22 protein-coding genes are annotated in these 25,653 nt (G+C 72.9%); 8 read left to right on the top strand and 14 right to left on the bottom strand.

Features of this window, described 5'->3' with window-relative positions:
* Positions 1-78: 78 nt before the first annotated feature.
* Positions 79-1,653 (bottom strand): alpha/beta hydrolase, encoded by a 1,575-nt coding sequence (locus EF879_RS07095; protein WP_123556035.1) that lies wholly within the window; start codon positions 1,651-1,653, stop codon positions 79-81.
* Between the two features lie 123 nt (positions 1,654-1,776).
* Positions 1,777-2,874 carry an ATP-dependent DNA ligase gene (locus EF879_RS07100; protein WP_123556038.1) on the bottom strand — a complete coding sequence of 366 codons (1,098 nt, stop codon included), beginning with the start codon at positions 2,872-2,874 and terminating at the stop codon, positions 1,777-1,779.
* Positions 2,875-3,006: 132 nt separating this feature from the next.
* Between EF879_RS07100 and EF879_RS07105 the strand changes: the two genes are divergently transcribed.
* Positions 3,007-3,222 (top strand): hypothetical protein, encoded by a 216-nt coding sequence (locus EF879_RS07105; protein ID WP_123556040.1) that lies wholly within the window; start codon positions 3,007-3,009, stop codon positions 3,220-3,222.
* 108 nt (positions 3,223-3,330) lie between these two features.
* Here the strand turns inward: EF879_RS07105 and EF879_RS07110 are convergent, their stop codons facing one another.
* Positions 3,331-3,534: a hypothetical protein gene (locus EF879_RS07110; RefSeq protein ID WP_123556042.1), complete on the bottom strand. Its 204-nt coding sequence runs from the start codon at positions 3,532-3,534 to the stop codon at positions 3,331-3,333.
* 109 nt (positions 3,535-3,643) lie between these two features.
* Between EF879_RS07110 and EF879_RS27165 the strand changes: the two genes are divergently transcribed.
* A complete protein-coding gene (locus EF879_RS27165) occupies positions 3,644-3,781 on the top strand; it encodes a hypothetical protein (RefSeq protein WP_158624122.1) in 138 nt (45 codons plus the stop codon).
* Between the two features lie 301 nt (positions 3,782-4,082).
* Here EF879_RS27165 and EF879_RS07115 read toward each other — a convergent pair whose 3' ends face one another.
* The 11 genes from EF879_RS07115 to EF879_RS07165 form a co-directional block, all read right to left on the bottom strand.
* The gene (locus tag EF879_RS07115) at positions 4,083-5,114 is read right to left on the bottom strand and encodes a glutathione S-transferase family protein (RefSeq protein WP_123556044.1); all 1,032 of its coding nucleotides are present in this window, start codon (positions 5,112-5,114) and stop codon (positions 4,083-4,085) included.
* A 179-nt stretch (positions 5,115-5,293) separates the two neighbouring features.
* Positions 5,294-6,214, bottom strand: a complete 921-nt coding sequence (locus EF879_RS07120; protein WP_123556046.1) for a DNA-3-methyladenine glycosylase — start codon at positions 6,212-6,214, stop codon at positions 5,294-5,296.
* A 331-nt stretch (positions 6,215-6,545) separates the two neighbouring features.
* Entirely contained in the window at positions 6,546-7,541 is a 996-nt protein-coding gene (locus EF879_RS07125; RefSeq protein WP_233604285.1) for a Pecanex-like protein 1, read from the bottom strand.
* 1,051 nt (positions 7,542-8,592) lie between these two features.
* Positions 8,593-9,354 carry a zf-HC2 domain-containing protein gene (locus EF879_RS07130; protein ID WP_123556049.1) on the bottom strand — a complete coding sequence of 254 codons (762 nt, stop codon included), beginning with the start codon at positions 9,352-9,354 and terminating at the stop codon, positions 8,593-8,595.
* A complete protein-coding gene (locus tag EF879_RS07135) occupies positions 9,351-10,043 on the bottom strand; it encodes a sigma-70 family RNA polymerase sigma factor (protein WP_123556849.1) in 693 nt (230 codons plus the stop codon). Before EF879_RS07135 ends, EF879_RS07130 begins: the two co-directional genes overlap by 4 nt.
* Positions 10,044-10,298: 255 nt before the next feature.
* Positions 10,299-11,150, bottom strand: coding sequence for a spermidine synthase (locus EF879_RS07140; protein WP_123556051.1), 852 nt, complete (start codon positions 11,148-11,150; stop codon positions 10,299-10,301).
* A gap of 150 nt (positions 11,151-11,300) precedes the next feature.
* Positions 11,301-12,278, bottom strand: coding sequence for a hypothetical protein (locus EF879_RS07145; protein ID WP_123556053.1), 978 nt, complete (start codon positions 12,276-12,278; stop codon positions 11,301-11,303).
* A complete protein-coding gene (locus EF879_RS07150; RefSeq protein ID WP_123556055.1) occupies positions 12,275-14,758 on the bottom strand; it encodes an AAA family ATPase in 2,484 nt (827 codons plus the stop codon). Before EF879_RS07150 ends, EF879_RS07145 begins: the two co-directional genes overlap by 4 nt.
* The gene (locus EF879_RS07155) at positions 14,758-15,903 is read right to left on the bottom strand and encodes an exonuclease SbcCD subunit D (RefSeq protein WP_123556057.1); all 1,146 of its coding nucleotides are present in this window, start codon (positions 15,901-15,903) and stop codon (positions 14,758-14,760) included. The genes EF879_RS07150 and EF879_RS07155 overlap by 1 nt, the downstream gene beginning before the upstream one ends.
* Before the next feature lie 16 nt (positions 15,904-15,919).
* The gene (locus EF879_RS07160; protein ID WP_123556058.1) at positions 15,920-17,677 is read right to left on the bottom strand and encodes an ATP-binding protein; all 1,758 of its coding nucleotides are present in this window, start codon (positions 17,675-17,677) and stop codon (positions 15,920-15,922) included.
* Positions 17,678-17,806: 129 nt separating this feature from the next.
* Positions 17,807-18,559 carry a pyrimidine reductase family protein gene (locus EF879_RS07165; protein ID WP_123556061.1) on the bottom strand — a complete coding sequence of 251 codons (753 nt, stop codon included), beginning with the start codon at positions 18,557-18,559 and terminating at the stop codon, positions 17,807-17,809.
* Between the two features lie 148 nt (positions 18,560-18,707).
* On the opposite strand from EF879_RS07165, the gene EF879_RS07170 reads away from it, so the two are divergent.
* The 6 genes from EF879_RS07170 (at position 18,708) to EF879_RS07195 (ending at position 25,604) form a co-directional block, all read left to right on the top strand.
* Positions 18,708-19,253: a plasmid pRiA4b ORF-3 family protein gene (locus EF879_RS07170; RefSeq protein WP_123556063.1), complete on the top strand. Its 546-nt coding sequence runs from the start codon at positions 18,708-18,710 to the stop codon at positions 19,251-19,253.
* Positions 19,254-19,734: 481 nt separating this feature from the next.
* Complete coding sequence (locus tag EF879_RS07175) at positions 19,735-21,042, top strand: ABC transporter substrate-binding protein (protein WP_123556065.1); 1,308 nt, start codon at positions 19,735-19,737, stop codon at positions 21,040-21,042.
* 123 nt (positions 21,043-21,165) lie between these two features.
* The gene (locus EF879_RS07180; RefSeq protein WP_123556067.1) at positions 21,166-22,143 is read left to right on the top strand and encodes a carbohydrate ABC transporter permease; all 978 of its coding nucleotides are present in this window, start codon (positions 21,166-21,168) and stop codon (positions 22,141-22,143) included.
* Positions 22,144-22,214: 71 nt separating this feature from the next.
* Complete coding sequence (locus tag EF879_RS07185; RefSeq protein WP_123556851.1) at positions 22,215-23,048, top strand: carbohydrate ABC transporter permease; 834 nt, start codon at positions 22,215-22,217, stop codon at positions 23,046-23,048.
* Positions 23,045-24,478, top strand: coding sequence for a GH1 family beta-glucosidase (locus EF879_RS07190; RefSeq protein WP_123556069.1), 1,434 nt, complete (start codon positions 23,045-23,047; stop codon positions 24,476-24,478). Before EF879_RS07185 ends, EF879_RS07190 begins: the two co-directional genes overlap by 4 nt.
* 82 nt (positions 24,479-24,560) lie before the next feature.
* Positions 24,561-25,604, top strand: a complete 1,044-nt coding sequence (locus EF879_RS07195) for a LacI family DNA-binding transcriptional regulator (protein ID WP_123556071.1) — start codon at positions 24,561-24,563, stop codon at positions 25,602-25,604.
* The last annotated feature ends 49 nt before the right edge of the window (positions 25,605-25,653 follow it).

The raw sequence follows: 25,653 nt of genomic DNA on the forward strand, positions 1-25,653 counted from the left end.
CTCCGGCGCCCACGTCCCGCCCGCCGCGGGCCCTCCGCCCGCGGGCGCGCTCGGCCGGCACCGCGCGCGCCGCCGGCGTCAGCGGGCCGGGCAGGTGGCGCCCTCGGCCGGAACCGTGAGGTCGATCAGGTACGCGTCGACCGCGTCGGTGATGCACCGCGTCTGCGGGTATGCCGTGTGCCCCTCGCCCTGCCAGGTCAGGACCCGACCGACGCCGAGCATCCCGGCCAGCTTCGCCGTCTGCTCGTACGGGGTCGCCGGGTCGCCCGTGGTCCCGACCACCACGATCGGCGGGGCACCGACCGCCGGCCCCGTCGGGTACGGGTCCCGCTGGCCGGGCCAGAACTCGCAGCTCAGCATCCCGACCGCGAGCGGGGCACCGAAGAGCGGGTACTTCTTCCGCCACTCGGACTGCAACTCTCGGATCCGGTCCAACCCCGGCCGGGAGTCGTCGTCGGCACAGTTCACCGCCAGGTTGGCGTCGAAGAGGTTGCTGTACCTCCCGTTCTCGTCCCGTTCGGCGTACGCGTCGGCCAGCTCGAAGACCCCCTTTGGATCGCCGGCCCGGAGCGAGTCGATCGCGGCGGCGAGCTTCTGCCAGCCGGACTCGCTGTAGAGCGAGGAGACGATCGCGTAGAAGATCCACCCGGCGGTCGCCTCCCGGCCGTCGGGGCTCCGGACCGGGGAGACCCGGGCGTTCTCCAGCGCGTCCGTCACCGCCGCCCGGGCATCCGGGGCGATCGGGCACGTGCGCGGGCTGCGGGCGCACCACTCGGTGAAGTTGCCGAACGCCCGCTCGAACCCCTTGGCCTGGCTCTCCGAACCGGCGATCAGGTCCTGCCTGGGGTCGACGGCGCCGTCGAGGACGAGCGCCCGGACATTGCGCGGGAAGAGCTGCGCGTACGTCGCCCCGAGCAGGGTGCCGTAGGAGTAGCCGAGGTAGGTCAGCTTCTCGTCGCCGACCGCGACCCGGATCGCGTCCATGTCCCGGGCCGCCTGTTCGGTGGAGAAGAGCCGGAGCCGGTCGCCGTACTTCTCGCCGCAGGTCTCGCCGATTCTCCGGTTGAGCGCGACGAGGCCGTCGAAGGCGGCCTGGCTCGTCGGGTCCGGCTCGTAGCCGAAGGTGGCGTCCAGGTCGGCGTCGGAGATGCACTTGACCGGGGAGGAGCGGGAGACGCCGCGCGGGTCGAAGCCGACGATGTCGAACCGCCGGGTCACCTCGTCGGGCAGCCCGCCGAAGGAGGGGCCGAACGAGAGGTAGACCGCCGAGTCGATGCCGGAGCCGCCCGGCCCGCCCGGGTTGACCAGCAGTGAGCCGATCCGGTCCCGCTGCTTGGTGGAGCGGACCCGCAGCAGGGCGATCTCCAGCTTGCCGTCGCCGCTCGCGCCGGCACCGCCGGCGGTGGTCCAGTCTCCGGGTACGGAGATCGTGGCGCAGTCGTACCGCATGTTCGCCGCGGCCCGCCCGACGAGCTCGCGCGGCACCTCCGGGCAGGGCTTCCAGTCCGGTGCGCCGGCGCCGGTCGGCGCCGTCCCGCCCCGCCGGTCCCCGGCGTCACCCCGGTCGAAGACCGGCAACGTGCAGCCGGAGGCGAGCAGGACGGTGGCGACGAGGCCGGCCAGGGACGGCCGGCGAAGATGCGTGCGGGCCAAGGGGTTCCTCCGTGATCTTCTCCGATGCCAGGCTACGCGCCAGGGGCGAGCCCGGTGGCGCCGCCGGGGATCCGGCGGGCCGGGACCCGGTGCGGAGCGGACTGCGGGCGGGTCGGGGCGCGGTCAGGCGGTGGCCGCCGGATCGCCGCGCAGGACCTGGTCGACGTCGAAACGGACCGGGCGGTCGAGCTGGTCGTACGTGCAGGAGCGCGGCTGGCGGTCGGGTCGCCACCGGACGAACTGCGCGGTGTGCCGGAACCGATTCCCCTCCATCGCGTCGTAACCGACCTCGGCGACCAGCTCGGGGCGGATCGGTTCCCACTCCAGGCTCTTGGTCCCCGTCCACCGGCTCGGCGCGCCCGGGATCCGCTGTGCGCCGGCGTGGTCGCCGTGCAGCCACGGGTGCGTGGCGGCCACGTCCGCGCCCCGGTACGCCGCCAACTCGTCCAGCAGCTCCCGGCGCCGCCTGGCGGTGAAGGACGCCGACACGCCGACGTGGTGGAGCGTCCCCGCCTCGTCGTAGAGCCCGAGCAGCAGCGAGCCGACCACCGGGCCGGACCTGTGCCAGCGGAAGCCGGCCACCACCACGTCCGCGGTCCGGGTGTGCTTCACCTTGAACATGAGCCGCTTTCCGGGCTCGTACGGGATCTCGGCGGGCTTGGCGACCAGCCCGTCCAGCCCGGCCCCCTCGAAGATCTCGAACCAGCGGCGGGCGGTCGCCAGGTCGTTGGTGATCTGGGTGACGTGCACCGGCGGCGCCACCCCGTCGAGCGCCGCCTCGAGCCGGGCCCGGCGCCGGGCGTACGGCTGGTCGAGCAGTGCCTCGTCGTCGAGGGCGAGCAGGTCGAAGGCGACGAAGTCGGCCGGGGTTGTCTCGGCCAGCAGGGCGACCCGGGAGGCGGCCGGGTGGATGCGCTGGCTCAGCAGCTCGAAGTCGAGCCGGGGCTGCCCGTCCGGGTTGTTTCGACGGATCACGATCAGCTCGCCGTCGACGACGCAGCGGGTCGGCACCTGCGCGCGGGCCTGGGCGACCACCTCGGGGAAGTAGCGGGTCAGGGTCTTGCCGCCCCGGCTGGTCAGCTCGACCTCGTCGCCGTCCCGGAAGACGATGCAGCGGAAGCCGTCCCACTTCGGCTCGTACGTCATCCCCTCGGCGGTGGGGATCTCCGGGACGCTTCTGGCCAGCATCGGCTCGACCGGCGGGTTGATCGGCAGTTTCACCCGGCCAAGTCAACCAGATCGGCGCCGGCCGGTGGGGCGGCTCGGCCGTCCCAGCCGTCCCGGCCGCCCCAGCCGTCCCGCGGCAGCCGGGGCGCCGGCGGTGTTTCCGCAGGTCAGGGCTATGTTCCCCGCATGCGGGGATGGGTGTGTGCCTGCTGCGGACGGTGGCAGGTGAGTATCGAGCGGATTGGCGGGCGGTACCGGTACCGGCTGGCGTACCGCTACCGCCGGGAGGTCGGCGGGGTGGACGTACTCGGTGAGGTGGGTGACGTCGCCGCGTTGGAACGGCTGCTGCTGGCGCGTACCCCGGTGACCCTGGCCGACCTGCGGGAACTGCCCGCGGCGTAGCGCGGGCCGGTCCTGGGGTCGATCGGCTCACCATCTCGGGACCGAGGTACGCCTCCCCGCGTACCGGTGAGCCGATCGGCCCTGGTGCACCTACCGCGCTGGCCGCTGCTACAGAGCCTTCGCGATCTCCGCCAGCACGTCCTCCGGCACCTCCACCGCGGTCTCGTGCGGCGGGATGTCGAGCTGGGAGAGCGCCTCGGCGTCGGATACCCGCCAGCCCTGCACGATGAAGGTGCCCCGGTCGGTGCGGTACAGCGACGGGCAGTTGTTGACCTGTGACTGTGCTGTCTTACGAATGAAGGTGAGCTTCACATTCGTGCCTTTCACTCCTTAATGCCGCTTCAGCCCGATGGCTGGCGATCTGTGTTGCATTATGCGGCTATGGGGGGCGGCTGGGCACGGATCACCGCAACGTGTGGGCATGAATCTAGCTGAATTCTCATTCATCAACGCGTCGGGTGTGCTCACCGCGCGTGTCGGGTCACTCCGCGGCGTGGCCGGGGCGGCGGAATCCGCCGTCACCCCCTCGACCCTGGCGGCCGGCGTCGTCGACGCATGACAGCCCGGCCCGGGGTGCCCGGTCGGACCCGGACCACCGGTTGCGGAGCGTGATGCATCACCGGCAGTTCCGTTGCGGTTCCGGCGGGGCGGTCCGATGGCCGACATGGATGTCACGGAATCGGCACAGCACCGTTTCGCGCCGTTGTCGACGGGGGGGAAAGCGCTCGTTTCCGGGCATCGCCGCGGATGTCGCCGCCGCCCGCCGTCGTCGGTAGTCCGCCCACCGCGCGGGGCGTTCGTGGCCATCGTGTCTCCGCCCGCCGCCGGCGTTCGTCGCGTGCCGGCGCCGGTCGCGGGGGTCAGTTGGCGAGCGGGGTGTGGCCCGCCGGGACGACCTCCTCCGGGCGTGGTGGGGGCGGGGGAGTGCCGTCTCCGAACGGCCGGCCGCCCAGCGCCTCCCGGCCGTGCGGCTCCAGCCAGCCCGACAGGTCCGGGCCGACCGGGACGACCCCGGTCGGGTTGATGTCCCGGTGCACCTCGTAGTAGTGCCGCTTGATGTGCGTGAAGTCGATCGTGTCGCCGAACCCCGGGGTCTGGAACAGGTCCCGGGCGTACGCCCACAGCACCGGCATCTCGGTGAGCTTCTGCCGGTTGCACTTGAAGTGGCCGTGGTAGACCGCGTCGAACCGGACCAGGGTGGTGAAGAGCCGGACGTCGGCCTCGGTGATGGTGTCGCCGACCAGGTAGCGCCGGCGCTCCAGCCGCTCGGAGAGCCAGTCGAGCCGGTCGAAGAGCCGGTGGTACGCCTTCGTGTACGCCTCCTGGCTGCCGGCGAAGCCGCACCGGTAGACGCCGTTGTTGACGTCGGTGAAGACGACCTCGTTGACCTCGTCGATCTCCGTACGCAGCGCCTCCGGGTAGAGGTCGGGGGCACCGGGCCGGTGGTAGGCGCGCCACTCGCTGGAGAGGTCCAGCGTCATCTGGGCGTAGTCGTTCGTCACCACCTGACCGGTCGGGATGTCGACGATCGCCGGGACGGTGATCCCCCGGTCGTAGCCGGGAAACCGGGCGAAGTAGGCCTCCTGGAGACGCTCGATGCCGAGCACCGGGTCCCGCCCGCCGGGGTCGAGGTCGAACGTCCAGCTCCGGGCGTCGTGGGTCGGCCCGGCGATCGCCATGGAGAGGACGTCCTCGAGACCGAGCAACCGGCGGACGATCATCGCCCGGTTCGCCCAGGGGCAGGCGCGACTCACCACCAGCCGGTACCGGCCCGGCTCCACGGGATAGCCGTCCCGCCCGTCCGCGGTGATCCGGGTCGCGATGTACCGCTGGTCGCGAGTGAACTCCCCATCCGGGTTCACGTACCTGCCGCCGCCTGCTGTGTTCGTCATGCCACCATCGTCGCCCAACCGATCGACCGGCGCGCCAGGAGGCGGGCGGGTTCCGGGCCCCGGCACCTCGGGCCCGGGTGAGGGCGGCGCGCCGGCTCGCCACCGCCGAAGGGTGGCTCGGGACCCCGCGGGGCCGGTGCCCCGTCCGGGAGGCTCGCGACCGGTGGGCGCGGGGGTGCTCAGTACCGGGCGAAGGACCGGAGCGGCATCCGGGGCCCGAACCGGGGGGCCTGCCGCCCGTCGACCTCCAGGAGCAGGCAGACCCGGCCCCGGTGGCCCCGGAACGGCTCCAGCAACGCCAGCATCCGGGCGTCGTCGCCGCGTACCTCGCCGGCCAGGGCCCAGGCGACCGTGTTCGGGATGTGGCGGTCACCCACGCTCACCGCGTCCGGGTCGCCGAAGACGGTCCGGACCACCTCCGCCGCCGTCCACGGGCCGATCCCGGCGATCGCGGTCATCCGGCGGGTCGCCTCCGCGGCGTCGGCGCAGCGTTCCAGCCGGCCCGCCTCGGCCGCCGCCCGGCGCAGCGTCTCGGCGCGCCGCTGTTCCACGCCGAATGGATGAAAGACCCAGTACGGCGCGGCGGCGATCACCTCAGGATCGGGCGGCGTCCAGAGCTTGGGTATCGGGCCAGGCGCCGGTGCCCCGAAGTGCCGCACCGTCGCCGCGTACGCCCGGTACGCCTCCTTGCCGGTCACCTTCTGCTCCAGGATCGCCCGGAGCAGCCGGGGGAAGAGGCAGCCGGTCGCCGGCAGCCGAAGTCCGCGGTACACGCGGGCCAGCCGCGCCACCACCGGGTGCCCGGCGGCGAGTTCGGCGAAGCCGCTGACGTCGTCGCGGAGCCCCGCCACGGCGTCGGCGTGCTCGACCACCCAGTCGGCGCCCGGTCCGTGCCCCTCGGCCACCAGGTCGGCACCGACCCGGCGGAGCCCGAGCGTCCCCGGCCCCTCCGGGGTGCGGGTCGCCCACCAGAAGGTCCCGTCGACGAACCGGGCGCACGGGTCGTGCATCCCCATCGCCAGCAGTCGCAGGGAGCCGGCCAGGTGGTAGCCGGCCGGCGGGTGCAGTACCCGTCTCGCCGTCGGCCCCGTTCCGGTCACCCGGACACTCTGCCACGTAGGCCCGGACACCGAGGACGCGGAGCCGGCCCGGGCGGCGGTGCCGTGCCGCGTCGCCGGAGACGCGGACGGCGACGTCTGGTCAGCCGCCCCACCGTGGACCAGCGATGGCGTGCCGGAGCCGGGCAACGCCGGACGCCGGCCGAGTGCCGGATCCGGCCCGGGCGCGGTGTCGACGGCACCGCGTTCTCTGGTGTGTCACCACCGCGTTCTCTGGCGTCGACGCGGAACGGCACCGGGACGCGTCGTGCGTCCCGGTGCCGTCCACCCGAGTCGACCGGTCCCGAGGTACCGGGGTCTCGGTCGGGGCGGATCACCGGACGGTGATCCGGACCACGTCGAACGCCGGGATCTGGTTGGCGCGAGCCATCATCGGCACCCGGTGCGAACCGTCCCCCGCCCACACCGCGCACTGCGCCACGCCTCGCTGGGTGAGGCCCGGCACGGTCACCGTCACCGTGTCCGGTTCGACACCACCCCGGCCATCCTCGGTCGCGACGAAGAAGGCCGGGGCCGGGGCCGGGTCGGGCGCGGTACGGCTACTGGTCAGCATCCGGCAGGCGGAGTGGAAGTGGCCGCGGACGATGCCGTCCTCGTTCAGGAAGGAGCTCTCCTTGTAGTAGCCGCCCTGCGCTGCCGGCAGGAACCGGTCGCGGACCAGGTTGCGGGTACTGACCCGGAGCGTGAACTGCTGGTTCCGGCGTACCGTCTGCGGCGCAGAGACGATCAGCAGGGAGGGGTTGTCCTCGGGGGCGGCCACCTCGCCGAACGCCGTGCTGACGCAGCGCTCGCCGTTCTGGAAGCCGTCGTGGGCCGGCAGGTCACTGCCGGAGCAGTCGGCGCCGAGCGGTTCGAGCGGGGCCGGATTGCCGGGCGCGGCAGGCGACGACGTTCCGGGGCTGGGTGTGCAGGTGCCGTCGCCGGGCCGCCCACCCCGGCCTCGCTGGCCGAGCGTGCCCGGCTGCTGCCCGTCACCGGGGTGCTGGAGTGCGCCGTGGTCGTGGTACGACTGGGTCGCCGGGCTGGCCGCGGTTCCCGGGTTGCTGGCCGTCGTGGACGGTGCCGGCGCGGCCGCGGCCGGGTCCGCCCCGGCATCCGAGCTCGCCGCGGATGGTGTGGTGGCGGGGGCGCTCGCGGTGGGACACGATTTGGCCTTTGGCGGGCGACGCCAGGTGCCGGCGTTGGAGACCTGGGTGACCGCGACGATCGCGCCGAAGACGCCCAGCGTGGCGAGTACGGCGATCAGACGCTTGTTGCGGGGTGGACGATTCGAGCGCCGTCGCGAGGAGCGGACAGGGGTGTCCTTCACGGGGTGCCACCTCTTCCTGAGGAGGGTTGGTCGCGCAAGGTCGGTTCAGTGAGACCTGGCGGGGAGGCCGACGGCCAGGGGGAGCCGGCGACCGGGACAGGATGCGGAGCGCGGCGCCGTCCGGGACGGCGGGCGGAGATCCGTGCGTCGACCGGCGGGTCGGGGGGCGGCCGGACCGCTGTCTCGGCGGTCGACGAGCCGGCCGACCGACTGGCGGCGGAGCCGGTGACGGTCACGGTCGTGGGCCGCCGCCCCGAACGTCGTCACCATCTTCCTGCCTTTCCAACAATCGACGGGCAACGCTGCGGAAAACCTACGGAGCGCGTTGGTGGAGAGTCAAACCACGGTCACCGAGATAGGAATTTCTTAGGGTCCACTTAAAGGAGATTTATATTTTCGGCCCGGCCTGTCGCGGCGCCGCTGCTCGCTGGTGCCGGCCGGTGCCCACGGCTGCCCCGCGTCGTTCCACCGCGGGTACGTCCCGCGGGACCGCGGCCGGTCACGTCCCGAACGATCGGGTTGCTTCCCGGGTGGACGTCCCCCGCGGGATCACCCCGGCGCGGACGTCGCCGGGTTACCGCCGCCGTGGCGCCGCGGGGGCGGCGCGGCGTGGGCCGTCCGCGTCAGGAGAGCGCCCGCTGGATGGCACCGGGCGTCGCTGGTGCTCCCGCGTCGTGATCCGGCCGCGCCGCCGCGCGCGTCGCGATGCGGTCGCCCCGCCGCGGCGCCATCCCACCCGGGGCCGAGGCCTGCCTTCGGGTGAGGCGGCGGGTCCGGCCGGTGGCGGCGGGCCGCCGGGCGCGGGGCACCGGCCCACCGACCGACGCCGCCCGGACGGCCTGCGGCGAAATGGGGGATTGGCAATTCGGCGCCGAATTGCTGTCGGGGTCGTCGGTGTGATTATGATGGGACCCGCCGCGCTCCGATGTTGTGGACCGGCGCGGTCGGCGCAGAATCGCCGACGACAATTGTTCGGTTCGTGATTGCCGTGGCACGTTCCGTCCGGACGGGAAACTCCGTCATCGTCGTACCCCGGTCCGCGCCGCCGGGGTCAGAGCGGCACGGTCACCAGCGGTGTGGTGTCCCCGCCCTCACCGATCTCCTCCACCTGGATCCGGCTGATCCGGTCTCGGGGGGTGGCGGTGGCGGCCTGGAGCGTCAGCGGCTGTGGCTGGGCGCTGGTGCCGTACCCGGCGAGCGGCACCGACCAGCTCGAGACCGCCTCGGGTGGTCCGGACTCCGGCACGATCACGAGCCGGCAGACCCGCGGCCCGGTCAGATTGCTCAGCACCACGGAGATCCGGGTGCCGAACGGGCGGGCCTCCATGACGAACTCGGCGTGTACCCCGGAGACGGGGTCGTCGGCCTGCCGGCGCTCGCCGTCGGACGCCCCCGGGCCGGGCCGGCCGCTCACCCAGGGGCCGGGCGAGCCGGGGCTGGCGCCCGGCGGGCGCGCGGTGAGGTCCGGGCCATCCAGCCGGGTGCCGACGACGAGCCCCAGCCCGGTCAGCATCGCCAGGAGTACGACCCCGGCCGCCAGGGTGTAGAGCCGCCGGTTGCGGGCGCGGCGGCGCTCCTCGCCGACCGCGGCCAGCATCCGATCAAGGAGGACGCCCTCCGCGTCCGACCGCTCGACCCAGGCGAGGTCGCGACCGTCCACGTCGGAGAGAAGCTCCACCACCGGCAGCAGCGACTCCAGCTCGGTGGCGCAGGACGGGCAGTCGGCCAGATGCTCCTCGAAGCGGGCGGTGTCCCGCTCGTCCAGCACGCCCAGCGCGTACGACGCGACGTCCCGGTGAACCTCGCCAGTCATTCGGTCACCCCCCGCTCCTGGAGGGCGGCGCGTAGTGCGCGGAGCGCGTAGTAGACCCGGGACTTGGCCGTTCCGAGCGGCAGCCCCAGCTCGGCCGCGGCCTCCGGCACCGTCCGCCCCTGGAAGTACGTCGCCACCAGCACCTCGCGGTGCGGCTGGCTCAGCGTCCGTAGCGCGTCCGTGACCGTCATCGTCCGCAGAACCCGGTCGGTGGCGTCCGATTCGGCGAATCCGTCCAGGTCGCGGTCGTACGTCTCGGCTGGCCGGGCCTGCTCGCTGCGGTGGTCGTCGATCACGATCCGACGGGCGACGGTGACCAGCCAGGGGCGCAGGGACGCATGGCCGCCGGCCCTGAGCCGGTCCGCGTTGCGCCAGGCCCGCAGCAGGGTCTCCTGCACCACGTCCTCGGCCCGTTGGCGGTCCCCGCCGGTCAGCCGCAGCACGAACATCAGCAGGGGCTTGGCATGTTCCTCGTACAGCAACCGGACGAGTTCGTCGGAGTTCCGGTTCTCGGTCGGCGCTGCGTGGTGGCGGCCGGCAGCCGGTCGCGACGTCACCGGCCCATCATTCCGATCCACGGGCCGCGCGTCGAGACCTTTGCGGTACCGAATTGGTCGGCGTTGCGCGGTGGCACACAGTCGCCCCGGCATGACCCGCTCGCCGTGCCACCCGCCGGCCACCGCCTGCATCGCACCCTCACCCTCCGTATCGACGTCCTCCACCGGCCCGACCGTTCGCGGTCGGGCCGGTGGAGGTACCACCGTTCGATACGGACGCCGGCCCGCCACGGATCAACGGCGGACCGGACCGACGCGACCAGTGGCGCCGCACCACCACCCGGCTCCGGGGATGGCGTGCGGCACGTACCGCGCCAGGGAACGCCCGCCGCCCGACCGGCGTGGGCGACGAACTCAGCGCCCCACGGGGAGGCGCGGGCGACCGGATCAGCGTCCCAGCAGCCCCGACGGTGGGGGCGCCGACGGGCGGGCCCGGGCGTCGTCGACCACCCGTGCCCCGCCCGCGAAACGGTCGAGTTCGGCACCGTGCAGCACCCGACCCGGAAACCAGTCGCCGGCGACCCGCCGGGTCAGCTCGGCGACCGGCGGCGCGGTCCGGCCGGCGACCAGCACCAGGTTGCCGTACCGCCGGCCGCGCAGCACCGCCGAGTCGGCGACGAGGCAGCCCTCCGGCAGCACGGACCGCACCGTGGCGACCTGGGCCCGGGCGTGCCGCAGCGGTGGGCCGTCCGCGATGTTCACCAGGTAGGTGCCGGCCGGCCGGAGCACCCGGGCCGCCTCGGCGGCGAACTCCACCGAGGTCAGGTGCGCGGGAGTCCGGGCACCGGCGAAGACGTCCGCCACGATCAGGTCGTACGTGGCGTCGCGGTAGGTGGCCAGGACCTCCCGGGCGTCGCCCACCCGGACCCGCAGCCCGGGATCGGCCGGCCAGGGCAGCTCGCGGCGGACGAGCTCGACCAGGGCCGCGTCGACCTCCACCACCCGCTGTGTCGAGCCCGGCCGGGTCGCCGAGACGTACCGGGGGAGGGTCAGGGCCCCGCCACCCAGGTGCAGCACCCGCAGCGGCTCCCCGGCGGGTGCGGCGAGGTCGACGACGATCGCCATCCGGCGGACGTACTCGAACTCGAGGTGGGTCGGGTCGGTCAGGTCGACGTGCGACTGCGGCGCGCCGTCGACCAGCAGGGTGTAGGCGTGCGGCCGGTCCGGGTCCGGTGCCAGCTCGGCCAGACCGCTGTCGACCCGCGCCGCGATCAGGTCCGTCCGCCGCCTCCGCCCCACCGGCCAAGTGTACGGAACGCCACCTTCTCGACCGGTGTGCGCGCACAACCCGCTCCCGGCCGAACTCGGTCGACGCCGACGCGCGCTCGGCCGTGACGGCTGCTCGGCGCCGGTGACCGCTCGGGGTGACGGCCGGTCGCGTCGCGCTGTTCAGCGCCGACGGCTGCTCAGGGTCAGCGCACGGTGCAACAGCCGGCCGTCGCCGAGCCGGGCCCGGAGCCGGCGCTCCAGGCCGGCGATCGGGATCAGGTTCTGCGGCGCCCGGGGGTCCTTGTACGCGGTCGAGGCGAACCGGGGCAGGGTCACCAGCGAGAGGTCGGCGAGTGCGATCGCCTCCCGCTCCGCCAGGTCGGCCGAGCACTCCACCCGGACGATCCCGGCCCAGGGCCCGCGGCCGGACCCGGGCAGCCGCAGGTACCAGGAGTAGCCGCCCCAGGCGGTGCCGAGCCGGAAGACCGGGGTGCGCTGCCGGGCACCGAGCCCGGTCACCACCGCGCTCAGCCGGGCGTCGAGGTACTGGCTGTGCTGCGTCTTGATGTAGCCGAGCGTCCGGGGCAGCTGCCGCCGGTTGCGTAGCGGCCCGTCCACCACCAGCAGGTCGTCGTCGTCCCGAACCGCGGCGGAGACCTTGACCTCCAACGCGGTCAGCGGCCCCTGGACGGCGGCCGGCAGCTTGCTCAGCTCGCCGGTGCCGCTGAGCCGGTGCACCGGGTACCGGATCTGCCCGGCGAGGATGTCCTCGGCCGACGGGCTGGCCGTGAAGAGTCCCCGCTCGACCTCCGCGCCGGCCAGCTCCGCCGCGCCCCGGCGCAGGTCGCACCGGACCACCCCGGCGGCGTACGACGCGGCGAGCCCCGGGTACGACCCGCCGTCCGGCTCCTCGATCCAGAGGCTGGCGTCGATCCGGCGTACGCCGTCGACCAGCAGGACGACGTGCGGCGGCTCCACCCCGTCCGGTGCGGCCAGCGGTCGCCACTGGTCCGGAGGCAGCTCCACCCCGGCCTCGACCTGCGCACTGCTCGGGGTAGCCGGCCCCGGCGCCGCCTCGAACGACGCTCCGTACGTCGGGTCCCAGGCGTCGACGTGGACTCGGGGTCGTCCGGCCGCCCGGACGGGGGCCGCGCTCACCGGCCGACCCGCTCGATGTGGGAGCCGCGGGCGTCCTTGCGGACCTCGAACCGCACGGGTATCCGTTCGGCGAGGGCCGGGACGTGGGTCACCACCCCGACCATGCGGTCGCCCCGGGCCGCCAGGTTCTCCAGGGTGGTGGCGACGGTGTCGAGCGTGGCGGCGTCGAGGGTGCCGAACCCCTCGTCGAGCATGATCGACTCCAGGCTGGCGGTGGTGGTCGACATCCCGGCGAGCTGCTCGGAGAGGGCCAGGGCCAGCGCCAGCGACACCTGGAAGGTCTCCCCGCCGGACAGCGTCCGTACGGTGCGGCGCAGGCCGGCGTCGTGGTGGTCGACGACGAAGAACTCACCCTTGTCGTGGCCCAGGTCGTACTGCCCACCGGTGAGGTCGCGCAGGATCCGCGAGGCACCGTCGACCAGCAGGTCCAGCGCCTCGGCGAGCAGCCACCGCTCGAAGTTGTTCGCCCGCAGGTGGCCGGCGAGCGTCCGGGCGACCCGCGCCTCGCGCTCGTGGCCGGCGCGCTGCGCGACCAGGTCCTGGGCCTGCGCGCGGCGCTCGACGAGCCGGCGGTGCTCCGCCTCGGCCCGTTCCCGGGCCACCGCGGCCAGCCGGACCGGGTCGTCGTCGCCGGCCGGCGCGGGAAGCCCGGCGGCGGTGAAGAGCGCGCCGATCCGGGCGGCGACCTCCTCGGTCTCGGCGTGCGCCGCGCCGACCGCCGCGACCGCGGCATCCCGGCCCGCGCGGCGCTCGTCGGCGGCCTGGGCCGCCCACGCCCGGAGCCCCGCCCAGGCGGCGGCGACATCGTCCCGGTCGGCGGCCGGGGGACCGAACCGGGCGACCCCGTCCCGTACCCGGTCGAAGACCCGCCAGACGTCGCGGAGCCGTTCCTCGGCGGCCTCCACCCCGTAGCGGGCCCGGCGGGCCGCCTCCCGGGCGGCCCGGACCGCGGCACCGGCGGCCTCCAGGTCGCGGCGGAGCCCCGCGATCACCTCCAGGTCACGTCGCAGGGCCGCCGGCCCGGGCGAGTCGGCCAGCTCGGCGTCCAACTCGGCCAGTCGCGCGGTGAGCTGGTCGTGCCGGGCCCGGGCGGTGTCCAGGGTGCGTTCCAGGTCGCGGGCGGCCCGCTCCCGCTCGGTGACGACCCGGTTCGCCGCGTCGGCGGCGGCCCGGGCGGCCTTGCCCGCCGCCTCGGCGGCGGGGACCGCCGACCCCGCCGGGAGCGCCGGCACCTCGGCCACCGGCTGCGCGCAGACCGGACAGTGGGCGCCGGGGCGCAGGTGGGCGCGGAGCGCGGCGGCCCGGTCCGCGGCCTGCGCCTCCTGGTACGCCGTCCGCGCCGCCTCCAGCTCCTGGGCGGCCCGCTCGGCGTCGGCCCGGGCCGCCTCGACGGCCGCCACGGCGACCCGGTGCTGGCGCTCCGCCTCGGCCAGCGCCTCGGCCAGCGCGGTGGCCTCGCCGGCGAGCCGGTCCCGCTCGGCGTGCTGCTGCTGGCGCAGCCGCAGCGCCGCCGGATCGCCGGCGGCGGCGAGCTCGCCCCGGAGCTTCTCCTCGCGTTCCTCGGCGAGCGCCACCGCGGCGTCGGCCTCGTCCGCCTCGGTACGGGCCTGGGCCAGCGCCGCGGCGACCGCGTCCAGGTCGGCCGGGGGTCGGACGGCCGCCAGCTCGGCGAGCTCGGCGTCGAGGGTGGCCAGCGCGGCCTCGGCGTCGGCCACGGCCGCCCGGGCACGTCGGAGCTCCGGTACGGCGGCGTCGACGTCGGCGGCGAGCGCCGTCATCCTGGTGACCCGCTCCTCCGCGTCCGCCAGCGCCGCGTCGTCGATCCCGGTGAGCCCGTCGAGGACCCGATCGACCGCGGCGAGTGCCGCCTCGGCCCGGCCCGCCCGGGCGGTCGCCAGCTTCTGGATCTCCTCGTAGACGCCGAGCCCGAGCAGGTTGACCAGGATCTGCTGCCGGGTGGCCGGCTTGGCGTGCAGGAAGTCGGCGAACTGCCCCTGTGGCAGCAGCACGCAGCTGGTGAACTGGTCGTACGGCAGGCCGACCGCCTCCAGCACCGCCTCGTCCATCTCGGCCGGGGTGCCGGCGAGCACCTCACCGAGGTCGTCCGGGGTGAGCCCGGTGTCGAGCTTCGTCACGTCGAAGCCCTGCGGCATCAGTTGCAGTCCGGCGTTGCTGGTCTTCACCGTGCCCCGGCTGTCCCGCCGTACGACCCGGGTGGCGACGTACCGGGCGCCGGCCGACTCGAAGACCAGCCGGACCCGGGCCTCGGCGGCCGACGGGGCGAGGGCGTTCGTGAGACCCCGGGTGCCGCCCCAGCGGGGCACGGTGCCGTAGAGGGCGAAGCAGATCGCGTCGAGGACGCTGGACTTGCCGGACCCGGTCGGGCCGACCAGGGCGAAGAAGTCGGCGTCGGTGAAGTCGACGGTGGTGGCCTGCCGGAAGGCGGTGAAGCCGGCCAGATCGAGGCGGAGCGGACGCACTACCTCGTCGCCTCCTCGTAGAGTTCGTCGAACAGCTCCCGGACCCCGTCGTCGGCGTGCCCCCGGCTGTCCAGGTAGTCGGCGAAGAGCTCCCGGGGTGACCGCCCGGCGCGTCGGACGGTCCGCGCGGTTCCCGGATTCGGCAGCAGCTCCGGGTCGATCCGGACCTCCAGCGCGCGGGGGAGGAGTTCCTGCACCTCCTCGCGGAGTCCGGCCCGCGGCGCCTCCCGCACGTAGACCCGCAGCCAGGCGGTCTGGTCGGCCAGCTCGGCCAGCTCGGCCAGCGTCCCGCGTACGGTGCGCAGCGGCGCGGCGGCGGTGATGGGCACCTCCCGTACCGTGGCGGCGCGGTGGGTGCCCACCTCGACGATGGTGACCGACGGGGTGTTCTCCTCCTCGCCGAAGTCGACCGCGAGTGGGCTGCCGCTGTACCGGATCGGGCAGGGACCGGAGACGGTCTGCGCCCGGTGCAGGTGCCCGAGGGCGACGTAGTGGGCGGTGCTCGGGAAGACCGTCGCCGGTACCGCGTAGTTGAGGACGGTGTGCGCCTCCCGCTCGCCGCCTCCGGTACGGGCGCCGGCCACGGTGAGGTGGGCGGTGACCAGGTGCACCCGGTCGGCACCGTCGAAGCCCTCGGCGAGCCGACGGAGCAGCCGTCCGACGTGGTCGGCGTACGTCTGCACCGCCTCGGCGGCGGTCAGCTCGTACATCTCGACGGCCCGGACGGCGTACCGCTGGGAGAGGAACGGCAGCGCGATCAGCCGCCACGGCTCGCCGTCGGCGGTGGTGCCGTCCAGGACGTGGTCGGCGGGACTGTCCCGGACGCTGCCCCGCAGCACCACCCCGGCCGCCTCGGCCCACGGCCGCAGCGCGTCCAGGGCCGGACCGTTGTCGTGGTTGCCGCCGATCGCCACCACCTGGGCCCCGGTGCGGCGCAGCGCGGTCAGCGCCCGGGTGACCAGCCGGGTCGCCTCCGGTGTGGGCGCGGCGGTGTCGTAGAGGTCCCCGGCGACGATGACCAGGTCCGGGGACTCGGCCTGGGCGACCTCGACCACCTGGGCGAGCGCGTCCCGCTGCTCGCCGATCCGGGACTGTCCCTTGAGGACCTTCCCGATGTGCCAGTCGGAGGTGTGGAGGATCTTCACAGGCCGTCCCTGAGAGTCAGAAGGGGATGTCGTCGTCGGAGAGCGACCCGGAGCGCGAGCCGACCACGGCGAACGGGTCGGCGGCCTGGGTGATCGACCGGAGCGTCCCGGAGGGGGCCGCGCCGGCCTCCGACACCCGGGTCGCCCAGGCCGGGAACGGGAAGTCCAGGCAGAGCGGGACCGGGATGTCGGGCTGGTTGACGAACATGGTGCCGGGCCGGGCCAGCAGCGCCCGCTGCCGCTGGGCGGCGGGGAGGAAGCCGTACTCCGGGCGGGACGCCTCGGCGGGGTCGAGCCGGCCGACCACCCGGATCGCCGAGTTGGTCACGATCCGCCGTTCCACCTCGCTCGCGGTCTGCTGCGCCCCGATCAGGATCACCCCGAGCGAGCGGCCCCGCTCGGCGATGTCGAGCAGCACCTCCTTGATCGGGGAGGAGCCCTCGCGGGGGGCGTACTTGTTGAGCTCGTCGAGGACGACGAAGAGCAACGGCTTGGCCGTGCCGGCCTTCTCCTTCCGCTCGAACTCGCTCCTGAGCGTCACGCCGACCACGAACCGCTGCGCCCGGTCCGGCAGGTTGTGCAGGTCGACCACGGTCACCTGGGCGCTCTCCGCGGTGTTGACCCGGTGGGGCCGGCGGGTGGCGAGATCGCCGCGGATCAGCCGGGCCAGGTCCTTCTTGCTGCCGATCAGCCGCCGGGCGAAGGCGTTGACGGTGCCGGTGTTGACCGCGCTGCCGGCCCAGTCCGACCGGGTCTCCTCGTCGGTGAGCCGCTCGACGACGAAGTCGACCAGCTCGGGGTAGGAGTGGATGCGGGTGCCGTCGATACTCACCCCGCCGTCGGCCGGCTGCGCGTACCGGGCCAGGTGGGCGGTGACCGAGTGCACCACCATCGTGTACTGCTGGCGTTCGTCGTCGGCGTCGGCGAAGACGTACGGGAGCAGCCGGTCGGCGCAGAACTCGGTGAGCGTCCAGTAGAAGCTGTCGACCCCGGCGAGCCGGCTGCTCACGTCCGGGGTGCCGGAGGAGTCCCCGGCCCGCGGCGGCGCGTAGACCCGTACGTCCGGGAAGGCGCCGGCGGTCAGCCCGAGCTTCGCGTACGTCTCGACGGTCGTGGCGTCGAGCCGGCTGTTCGGGTGGTCGAGGAAGAGCAGGTCCTCGCCCTTGACGTTGAAGATCAGCGCCTTGGCGTTGACCGTGTCGCCGCCCAGGACGCCGGAGCGGAAGACCGAGTACAGCAGGAAGGTGGCGAAGCTGGTCTTGGTCGCCACCCCGGAGATGCCGGAGATCGAGACGTGCGCGCCGCGGGTGCCGTCCAGGAAGTCGGCGTTCAGGTAGACCGGTACGCCGTCCCGGCCGATCCCCATCGGCACCCGCCGCTCCATCCGGTCGAAGTGCAGCGCGGCCGACCGGACGTCGCCCTCGGCCCGGTAGACCGGGGCCCCGGGGGAGGGCGGGACGTAGAGCTCCGGGTCTACCCGGGTGGTGGTGATCTCGGCCGCCTCCTGCACCAGGGCCGGCAGCGTGCCGTCGGCGATGGCGAAGACGTCGGAGTCGAACTGCGCGCCCTCGTGCCGGGCCCGGACCTGGGTGACCACTCCGGCGATGGTGACCGGCTCACGGTCCGGCAGTTCGCGTCGCGTCACCACCACGTCGTCGAGCTGGAGGTAGCTGCCGGGGGTGACCGCGGTCCAGAACTGGAGCGGGGTGGCGTCGGCGGTGCCGAGCACCCGGCCGACCACGGCGTCGGACGCGTCCGGGTCGATGTCGGTCACCGGCGCGGCCCCCTCGTCGGTCGGGACCCCGGCAGGGCGGGAATCTGGTCACGACACACGAGTCGCATCCTGCCTCACCGGTACGACAGCCGCCACGCGACGCGGCGGCCGGGGACGTCCCGGTCACACTCAGGCGCGGGTGTAGCGGAGCAGCAGGGTGTCCCCGGCGACCAGGACGTGCCGCAGCCTCATGGCGCGCGGTCGGGTCGTCGGCCCGGCGGTGATCCGTCCGGCGCCCGCTCCGGTCAGCAGCGGCGCCACCGTCAGGCACAGCTCGTCGACCAGGCCGGCGGCGGTGAGTGAACCGAACAGGTGTGGCCCGCCCTCACACAGCAGCTGGGTGTGACCGCGGTCCCGCAGCGCGGCGAGCCCCGCGGCCAGGTCGACCCGGTCGGTCCCGCAGCGCAGCAGGTCGGCGACGGCGGTGAGGCCGGGGGGCGGGGTGGCCTGGGCGTGGGTGAGCACGACCGGGCGGACCGGCGCGTCGGCGAAGACCACCGACCCGGGGTCGAGGTTCAGCGACCGTGAGACCACGACCAGGCGGGGGTACTCGGGCAGCCCCCGCTCGCGGCGCCAGGCCCGGCGGCGCTCGTCGAGCCGCAGCGCCCGGTAGCCCTCGTCGCGCAACGTTCCCGCGCCGACGACGAGCGCGTCGCAGAGCATCCGCAGCAGGCCGAAGACGCGCTTGTCCGGCCCGTCCGGCCCGCCGGAGAGGCCGGCGGAGTGGCCGTCGAGCTCCACCGCGCCGTCGATGCTGGCGACGAAGTTCATCCGGAGCCACGGCTCGGCGGCCCGCGGGTAGAGCTCGACCAGGGCCGCGTCGTCCAGCGGGTCCGCGTCGGGCCGGGGCCAGAGACGACGTATCGCGACATTCTCGGTCATTCGCTCGCTGGACCGGTGACCGGAGGGACGGGTACGGGGGTACGGTGCTGGCAGTCGCACCAGTTGCGGCCCCGGCAGTCGTCGTGCCGCGCTTTCCGGCACGCTCGGCAGATCATGCCGGTCAGCCTAGCCGGGAGGGTGGGAGAGCGTGCCGCGACAGATCTTCCAGCTCAAGGTGTCGCTGGCCGACGTCACGCCGCCGGTGTGGCGTCGGGTGCTGGTGCCCGGTGGCTACACGCTGGACCGTGTGCACCGGGTCTTCCAGTGCGCGCTGGGTTGGCAGAACTACCACCTGCACTCGTTCGACATCGACGGGGTGCAGTACGGCGAGCCGGATCCCGACGGGGAGCTGACGTTCCGGGACGAGCTGGAGACCCGGTTGGACGCGGTGGCGACCAAGGGCACCCGCTTTCGTTACGTCTACGACTTCGGGGACTGGTGGGAGCACGAGGTCACCGTCGAGGACGTCTTCGGCGCGGACCCGGACGAGCGGTACCCGTACTGCGCCGACGGCGCGGGCGCCTGTCCGCCCGAGGACGTCGGGGGTCCGTTCGGCTACCGGCAGTTCCTGGCCGCGCTGGCCGATCCGGAGCACCCGGAACACGAGTCGATGCGGAGCTGGATCGGGCGCCCCTTCGACCCGGCGCGGTTCGATCCGGACCGGGCGAGCACGCTGGTCCGCCGACTGAGCTGATCCGGGACCGGACCCGTCGACAGGTTCCCGGGCCGGGCCGACGACCCGTGATCGCGGCCCCCGGTTCTCCTGGGATCGCCGGCCCCGGTCTCCCACGATCGCCGGCCCCGGACTTCCGGGATCGCGCCGCCGGGTGACGGCACGCTTGTTACCTCATTGATAACGCCCGCTTTGCGGGTGAGTGACCCGCCGCCGTCGGTAACGAAATGGGAACGCTCCCACTGACCCATTGACACTCCGGAAACCCGCCGGCAATCTCATGGGAGCGCTCCCGGCGAGATGTGGTCGAAGCCACACGGTATGTCGCGGCGGCGTGAGACCCGCATCCCGTCGCCGGCTCCGGGCCACCCGTCCGAGCCGGCGACGGGCAGGGCACGACCGGTGACACCTGGAACACCTGAACGAACGTGATGCGCCACCAAGCGCCTAGACACACACGGCACCACCACAACACGAGTTACCGACCTGAGAGGGGTCAGGGATGAGCGTCATCAGGCGTCGGCTCCGCACTGTCGCGGTCGCCGCGCTCGCCACGGGCGTGGCCCTCGGCGGCACGGCGTGTAGCAAGAGCGATGACGATGGGGGCAGTGAGGGAGGCCAGGTGAAGCTGGTCCTCCAGACCTTCCAGAACTTCGGCTACGACCAGGCGATCAAGGACTTCGAGGCGGCCCACCCGAACATCAAGGTGGAGCACCAGAAGATGGGCGAGCTGCGTGACTTCCAGCCCAAGCTGGTGCAGTGGCTCGCGGCGGGCAGCGGCGCCGGCGACGTGGTCGGCCTCGAGGAGGGCGTGCTGCTCCAGTACGTGCAGAACCACGACAAGTTCGTCAACCTCCTCGACTACGGCGCGGGCGAGCTGAAGAGCAACTTCCCCGAGTGGAAGTGGAACAACGCCCTGACCCCGGACGGGAAGAAGCTGATCGGCCTCGGCACCGACGTCGGTGGCCTGGCCATGTGCTACCGCAAGGACCTGTTCCAGCAGGCCGGCCTGCCGACCGACCGGGAGGAGGTCTCCAAGCGGATCACGACCTGGGAGGACTACATCGAGCTGGGCCGGCAGTTCAAGGCCAGCGGCAAGGTCAAGGCGGCCTGGCTGGACAGCGCGACCAGCCTGATGCAGCCGTACGTCATGCAGAACTCCGAGGTCTTCTTCTTCGACAAGGAGAACAAGTTCATCGGTGACACCAACCCGGTCGTCCGCAAGGCGTGGGACATGGGTCTGCAGATGGCCGCCGAGGGGCTGACCGCCAAGGCGCAGCGGTGGAGCGCCGACTGGGACGCCGCCTTCAAGAACTCCGCGTTCGCCACGATCCCCTGCCCGGCCTGGATGACCGAGGGCGTCATCGCGCAGCGCTCCGGCCCGGCCAACGCCGGCAAGTGGGACATCGCCACGATCCCGGGCGGTGGCGGCAACTGGGGTGGGTCCTACCTCGCCATCCCGGCGCAGACCAAGCACCCGAAGGAGGCCTACGAGCTGGCCAAGTACCTGACCAGCAAGGAGGGCCACCTGGCGGCGTTCAAGGAGGCCGGCGCCATGCCGTCGGACATCGCCGGTATCGAGGACCCGGCGTTCAAGGACAAGAAGAGCGACTACTTCAGTGGTGCCCCGACCGGCAAGATCTTCGGTGACAGCGTCAAGAACCTGAAGCCGGTCTTCCTCGGTGCCAAGCACCAGCAGGTCTGGGAGACCATCGTCGAGCCGCAGATGCAGGCGGCCGAGCGCGGTCAGCTGAGTTCGGAAGCCGCCTGGCAGAAGGCGATGGACGAGGCCAAGAAGGCGACCAGCTGAGTCGCCGGTGACCTGCCGAGTCCGCCGGCCCGGCTGCCCGCGGACCGGCGGCGGCGCCCACACCCACCGGGTGTGGGCGCCGCCGCCAGGTCACCGCCGCCTACCTCTCCGGAAGGACCTGCAATGAGTTCTGCTGTCGGCACCCGCCCACGGCACGCCGCGGCACCGCCGCCCCGCACCGAGCCCCGCCAGCGGTCGTACCGCCTCGGTCGCTGGGACATCACGTACTCCCCCTACCTCTACGTGGCGCCGTTCTTCATCCTCTTCGGCGTCTTCGGCCTCTTTCCGGTCCTCTACACCGTCTACGTCTCGCTGTTCGACTACGAGCTGCTCAGCGGGACCAAGGAGTTCGTCGGCCTGGAGAACTACCGCGTCCTGCTGGAGGACTCCCAGTTCTGGAACGCGGCGTACAACACCGTCGGCATCTTCGTGCTCAGCACGGTGCCGCAGCTGATCGCGGCGCTGATCCTCGCCAACCTGCTGAACCGGCAGATGCGGGCCCGCACCCTGTTCCGGATGGGGGTCGTCATCCCGAACATCACCTCGGTGGCCGCGGTCGGCATCATCTTCGCGCTGATCTTCGCGGACCGGTACGGCCTGGTGAACTGGTTGCTCGGCACCGTCGGTATCGACCCGATCGCCTGGCGGGACAACCGCTACGCCTCCTGGTTCGCCATCGCCTTCATGGTCGACTGGCGCTGGACCGGGTACAACGCCCTGATCTACCTCGGCGCCATGCAGGCGATCCCGAAGGACCTGTACGAGTCGGCCTCGCTGGACGGCGCCTCCGCCTGGCGGCAGTTCTGGACGATCACGGTGCCGCTGATCCGGCCGACGATCCTGTTCACGGTCATCATCTCCACCATCGGCGGTTTCCAGATCTTCACCGAGCCCCTGATGTACGGCTTCGGGATGATCCGCGGCGGCGGCAACCACGAGTTCCAGACGCTGGCCATGTACATCTACGAGCAGACCTTCACCGGCAACGCCGAGTACGGCTACGGGTCGGCGATGTCCTGGCTGCTCTTCATGATGATCATCATCTTCGCGCTGATCAACTTCGCGCTGGTCCGCCGCTCGGTCAAGGGGGAGCAGAAGTGACCACCACGCAGACCCTGCCCCGCCCGGTGGCCCCGACCCCGGTGATCCGGCGGCGCCGGCGGCGTGTCCGGATGCCCGGCGCGCAGCTCTGGCAGGCCAGCCCGCTGACCTATTTCGCGTTGATCATCGGCAGCGTGCTCTCGATCTTCCCGATCGTCTGGTCCTTCATCGTCGCGTCGCGGGACAACAGCGCGGTCTACGAGATGCCGCCCACCCCGGGCGGCAAGCTGTTCGCCAACATCGACCGGATGCTGGCCAACGATGACGCGGCGTTCGTCTACGGACTGGTCAACTCCGCCGTCGTGTCGAGCATCGTCACCATCTCGGTGATCTTCTTCTCCAGCCTGGCCGGCTTCGCGTTCGCCAAGCTCCGGTTCCGGGGCAGCAACGCGCTCCTGCTGATCATCATCCTCACCATGATGGTGCCGACCCAGCTCGGCGTCATCCCGCTCTACCTGATGATGGTGGAGCTCGGCTGGACCGGGACCCTCCAGGCCGTCATCGTGCCGTTCCTGGTGCAGGGCTTCGGGGTGTTCATGATGCGCCAGTACGCGACGTCCGCGATCAGCGACGAGCTGATCGAGGCGGCCCGGCTCGACGGCTGCTCGACCTGGCGGATCTACTGGAACGTCGTCCTCCCGGCGTTGCGGCCGGCGGCGGCCGTGCTCGGCCTGCTGACCTTCATGCAGACCTGGAACGAGTTCCTCTGGCCGTTCATCGTGCTCACGCCCGACACGCCCACCGTCCAGTACTCGTTGAAGATCCTTTCGTCCGGGCCGTACCAGACGGACTACGTCGCGCTCTTCGCCGGCACCGCGCTGGCGACCCTACCGCTGTTGATCGTGTTCATCATCTTCGGCCGCCAGATCATCGGCGGCATCATGGAAGGCGCCGTCAAGTCGTGAGCAGCTCCGCAAGCCCCCAGTCCGCCCAGATCCTCACGGAGGAGCAGGGGTTGACCTTCCCGCCCGGTTTCGTCTGGGGCGCGTCCACCGCCGCGTACCAGATCGAGGGTGGGGTGCACGAGGGCGGCCGTTCCGCCTCGATCTGGGACACCTTCAGCCACACCCCGGGTCGGGTCCTGCACGGACACACCGGTGACGTTGCCTGCGACCACTACCACCGGTACCGAGATGACGTGAAGCTGATGGCCGAACTGGGGCTGAAGGCGTACCGGCTCTCGGTGGCCTGGCCCCGGATCCAGCCGGACGGGACCGGTCCGGCCAACCAGGCGGGGCTGGACTTCTACCGGGCGCTCGTCGACGAGCTGCTGGAGCACGGCATCGAGCCCTGGGTGACCCTCTACCACTGGGATCTGCCCCAGGCGCTGGAGGACGCCGGGGGCTGGCCGGTCCGGGACACCGCGCACCGGTTCGCCGAGTACGCGGAGCTGACCCAGCGGGCCCTCGGTGACCGCGTCCGGCACTGGATCACCCTCAACGAGCCCTGGTGCTCGGCCTTCCTCGGGTACGGCTCCGGGACGCACGCGCCCGGCCGGACCGACCCGCCGGCGGCGATTCGCGCCGCCCACCACCTGATGCTCGGCCACGGCTTCGCCACCCAGGCGCTGCGCGCGGCCGCCCCGGACCACGAGGTCGGGGTGACGCTCAACCTCTACGCCGTCTCGCCGCAGACCGACTCGCCGGGCGACGCCGACGCAGCCCGCCGGATCGACGGGCTGGCCAACCGGTTCTTCCTCGACCCGATCCTGCGCGGCAGCTACCCGGCGGACGTGGTGGCGGACCTCGCCGGGGTGACCGACTTCGGCCACGTCCGGGACGGCGACCTGGAGGTCGTCGCCACCCCGATGTCGTTCCTCGGGATCAACTACTACAGCCGGCACGTGGTCGCCGCGCCGATCGAGGGGGTGGAGCCGGAGCCGTACTGGCGGGCGCAGTCGAGCTGGCCCGGCAGCGAGCAGGTCCGGTTCGTCACCCGAGGGGTCCCGGTGACCGACATGAACTGGGAGATCGACGCGCCCGGGCTGGTGGAGGTCCTCCAGATGGTGCACCGGAACTACCCGGAGCTGCCGCTCTACATCACCGAGAACGGCTCCGCCTTCGTGGACGAGGTGGTCGACGGCGAGGTCGACGACGTCGACCGGGTGGCGTACTTCGACGCCCACCTGCGGGCCTGTCACACCGCGATCACCTCCGGTGTGCCGCTGCGCGGCTACTTCGCCTGGTCGCTGCTGGACAACTTCGAGTGGGCGTGGGGTTACACGAAGCGCTTCGGCATGGTCTACGTCGACTACGACAGCCAGCTTCGGATTCCCAAGTCGAGCGCGAAGTGGTACACCGAGGTGATCCGACGTAACGGTTTGGCCGCACAATAGGCGTGGCCAACCAGTACTGGGATGGTCCGGCACCGGCCCGTGCCAGGTCGGTGCCGGTCGCCCGACGTCGGAGGAGCAGACGATGACAACGCAGCGCACCCGCTCGCTCGGGCGGCCAACCCTGGACGCGGTCGCAGCCCGCGCCGGCGTGGGACGGGGCACGGTGTCGCGCGTCGTCAACGGCTCGCCCCAGGTGAGCCCGGAGGCTCGGGCCGCCGTGCAACGGGCGATCGCCGAGCTGGGGTACGTGCCGAACCGGGCGGCCCGGGCACTGGTGACGCAGCGGACCGACTCGGTCGCCCTGGTGGTCTCCGAGTCGGAGGAGCGGGTCTTCGGCGAGCCGTTCTTCGCCGGCATCGTGCGGGGGATCAGCTCCGCCCTGCTGGAGACGTCGATGCAGCTGTGGCTGGCGATGGCGCAGTCTCCGGCCGAGCGGGAACGGATGGAGCACCACCTGACCAACCAGCACGTGGACGGTGTGCTCCTCCTCTCCCTGCACGACGCGGACCCGCTGCCCGCCCTGCTGGAGCAGCGCGGGCTGCCGACCGTGCTCGGCGGCCGGCCGGCCCGGATGCTGACGGACCCGAACGGGGCGTACTTCGTCGACGTGGACAATGCCGGCGGGGCCCGGCTGGCCGTCGAGCACCTGTTGCGCAAGGGACGGCGGCGGGTGGCCACGATCGCCGGACCGCAGGACATGGGCGTGGGTGTGGCTCGGCTGAGCGGCTACCGGGAGGCGATGCGGGACAGCGGCGCGGAGGTCAGCGACGACCTGATCGCGTACGGCGACTTTAGCGAGAGCAGCGGTGCGGCGGCGATGCGCCGGCTGCTCGAGGCCTGCCCCGATCTCGACGCCGTCTTCGTCGCCTCCGACCTGATGGCCTGCGGGGCGCTGCGGGCGCTGCGCGAGGCGGGGCGCCGGGTCCCCGACGACGTGGCGGTGGTGGGCTTCGAGGACGCCCCGATCGCCCGGCAGATGGACCCGCCGCTGACCACGGTCTTCCAGCCCATGGAGGAGATGGGGCGGCAGATGGCCCGGCTGCTCGTCTCCCGGATCCGCCGGGAGGAGCGGGAGACGCCGTACGTCCTGCTCGACACCCACCTCGTGCACCGCAGCTCGGCCTGACCCGTCCCCGCGACCCCGCCGGTCGGGCACCGACCACGGCACCTCCTCA

Source organism: Micromonospora sp. HM5-17 (genome assembly GCF_003762835.1).
GTDB lineage: Bacteria > Actinomycetota > Actinomycetes > Mycobacteriales > Micromonosporaceae > Plantactinospora.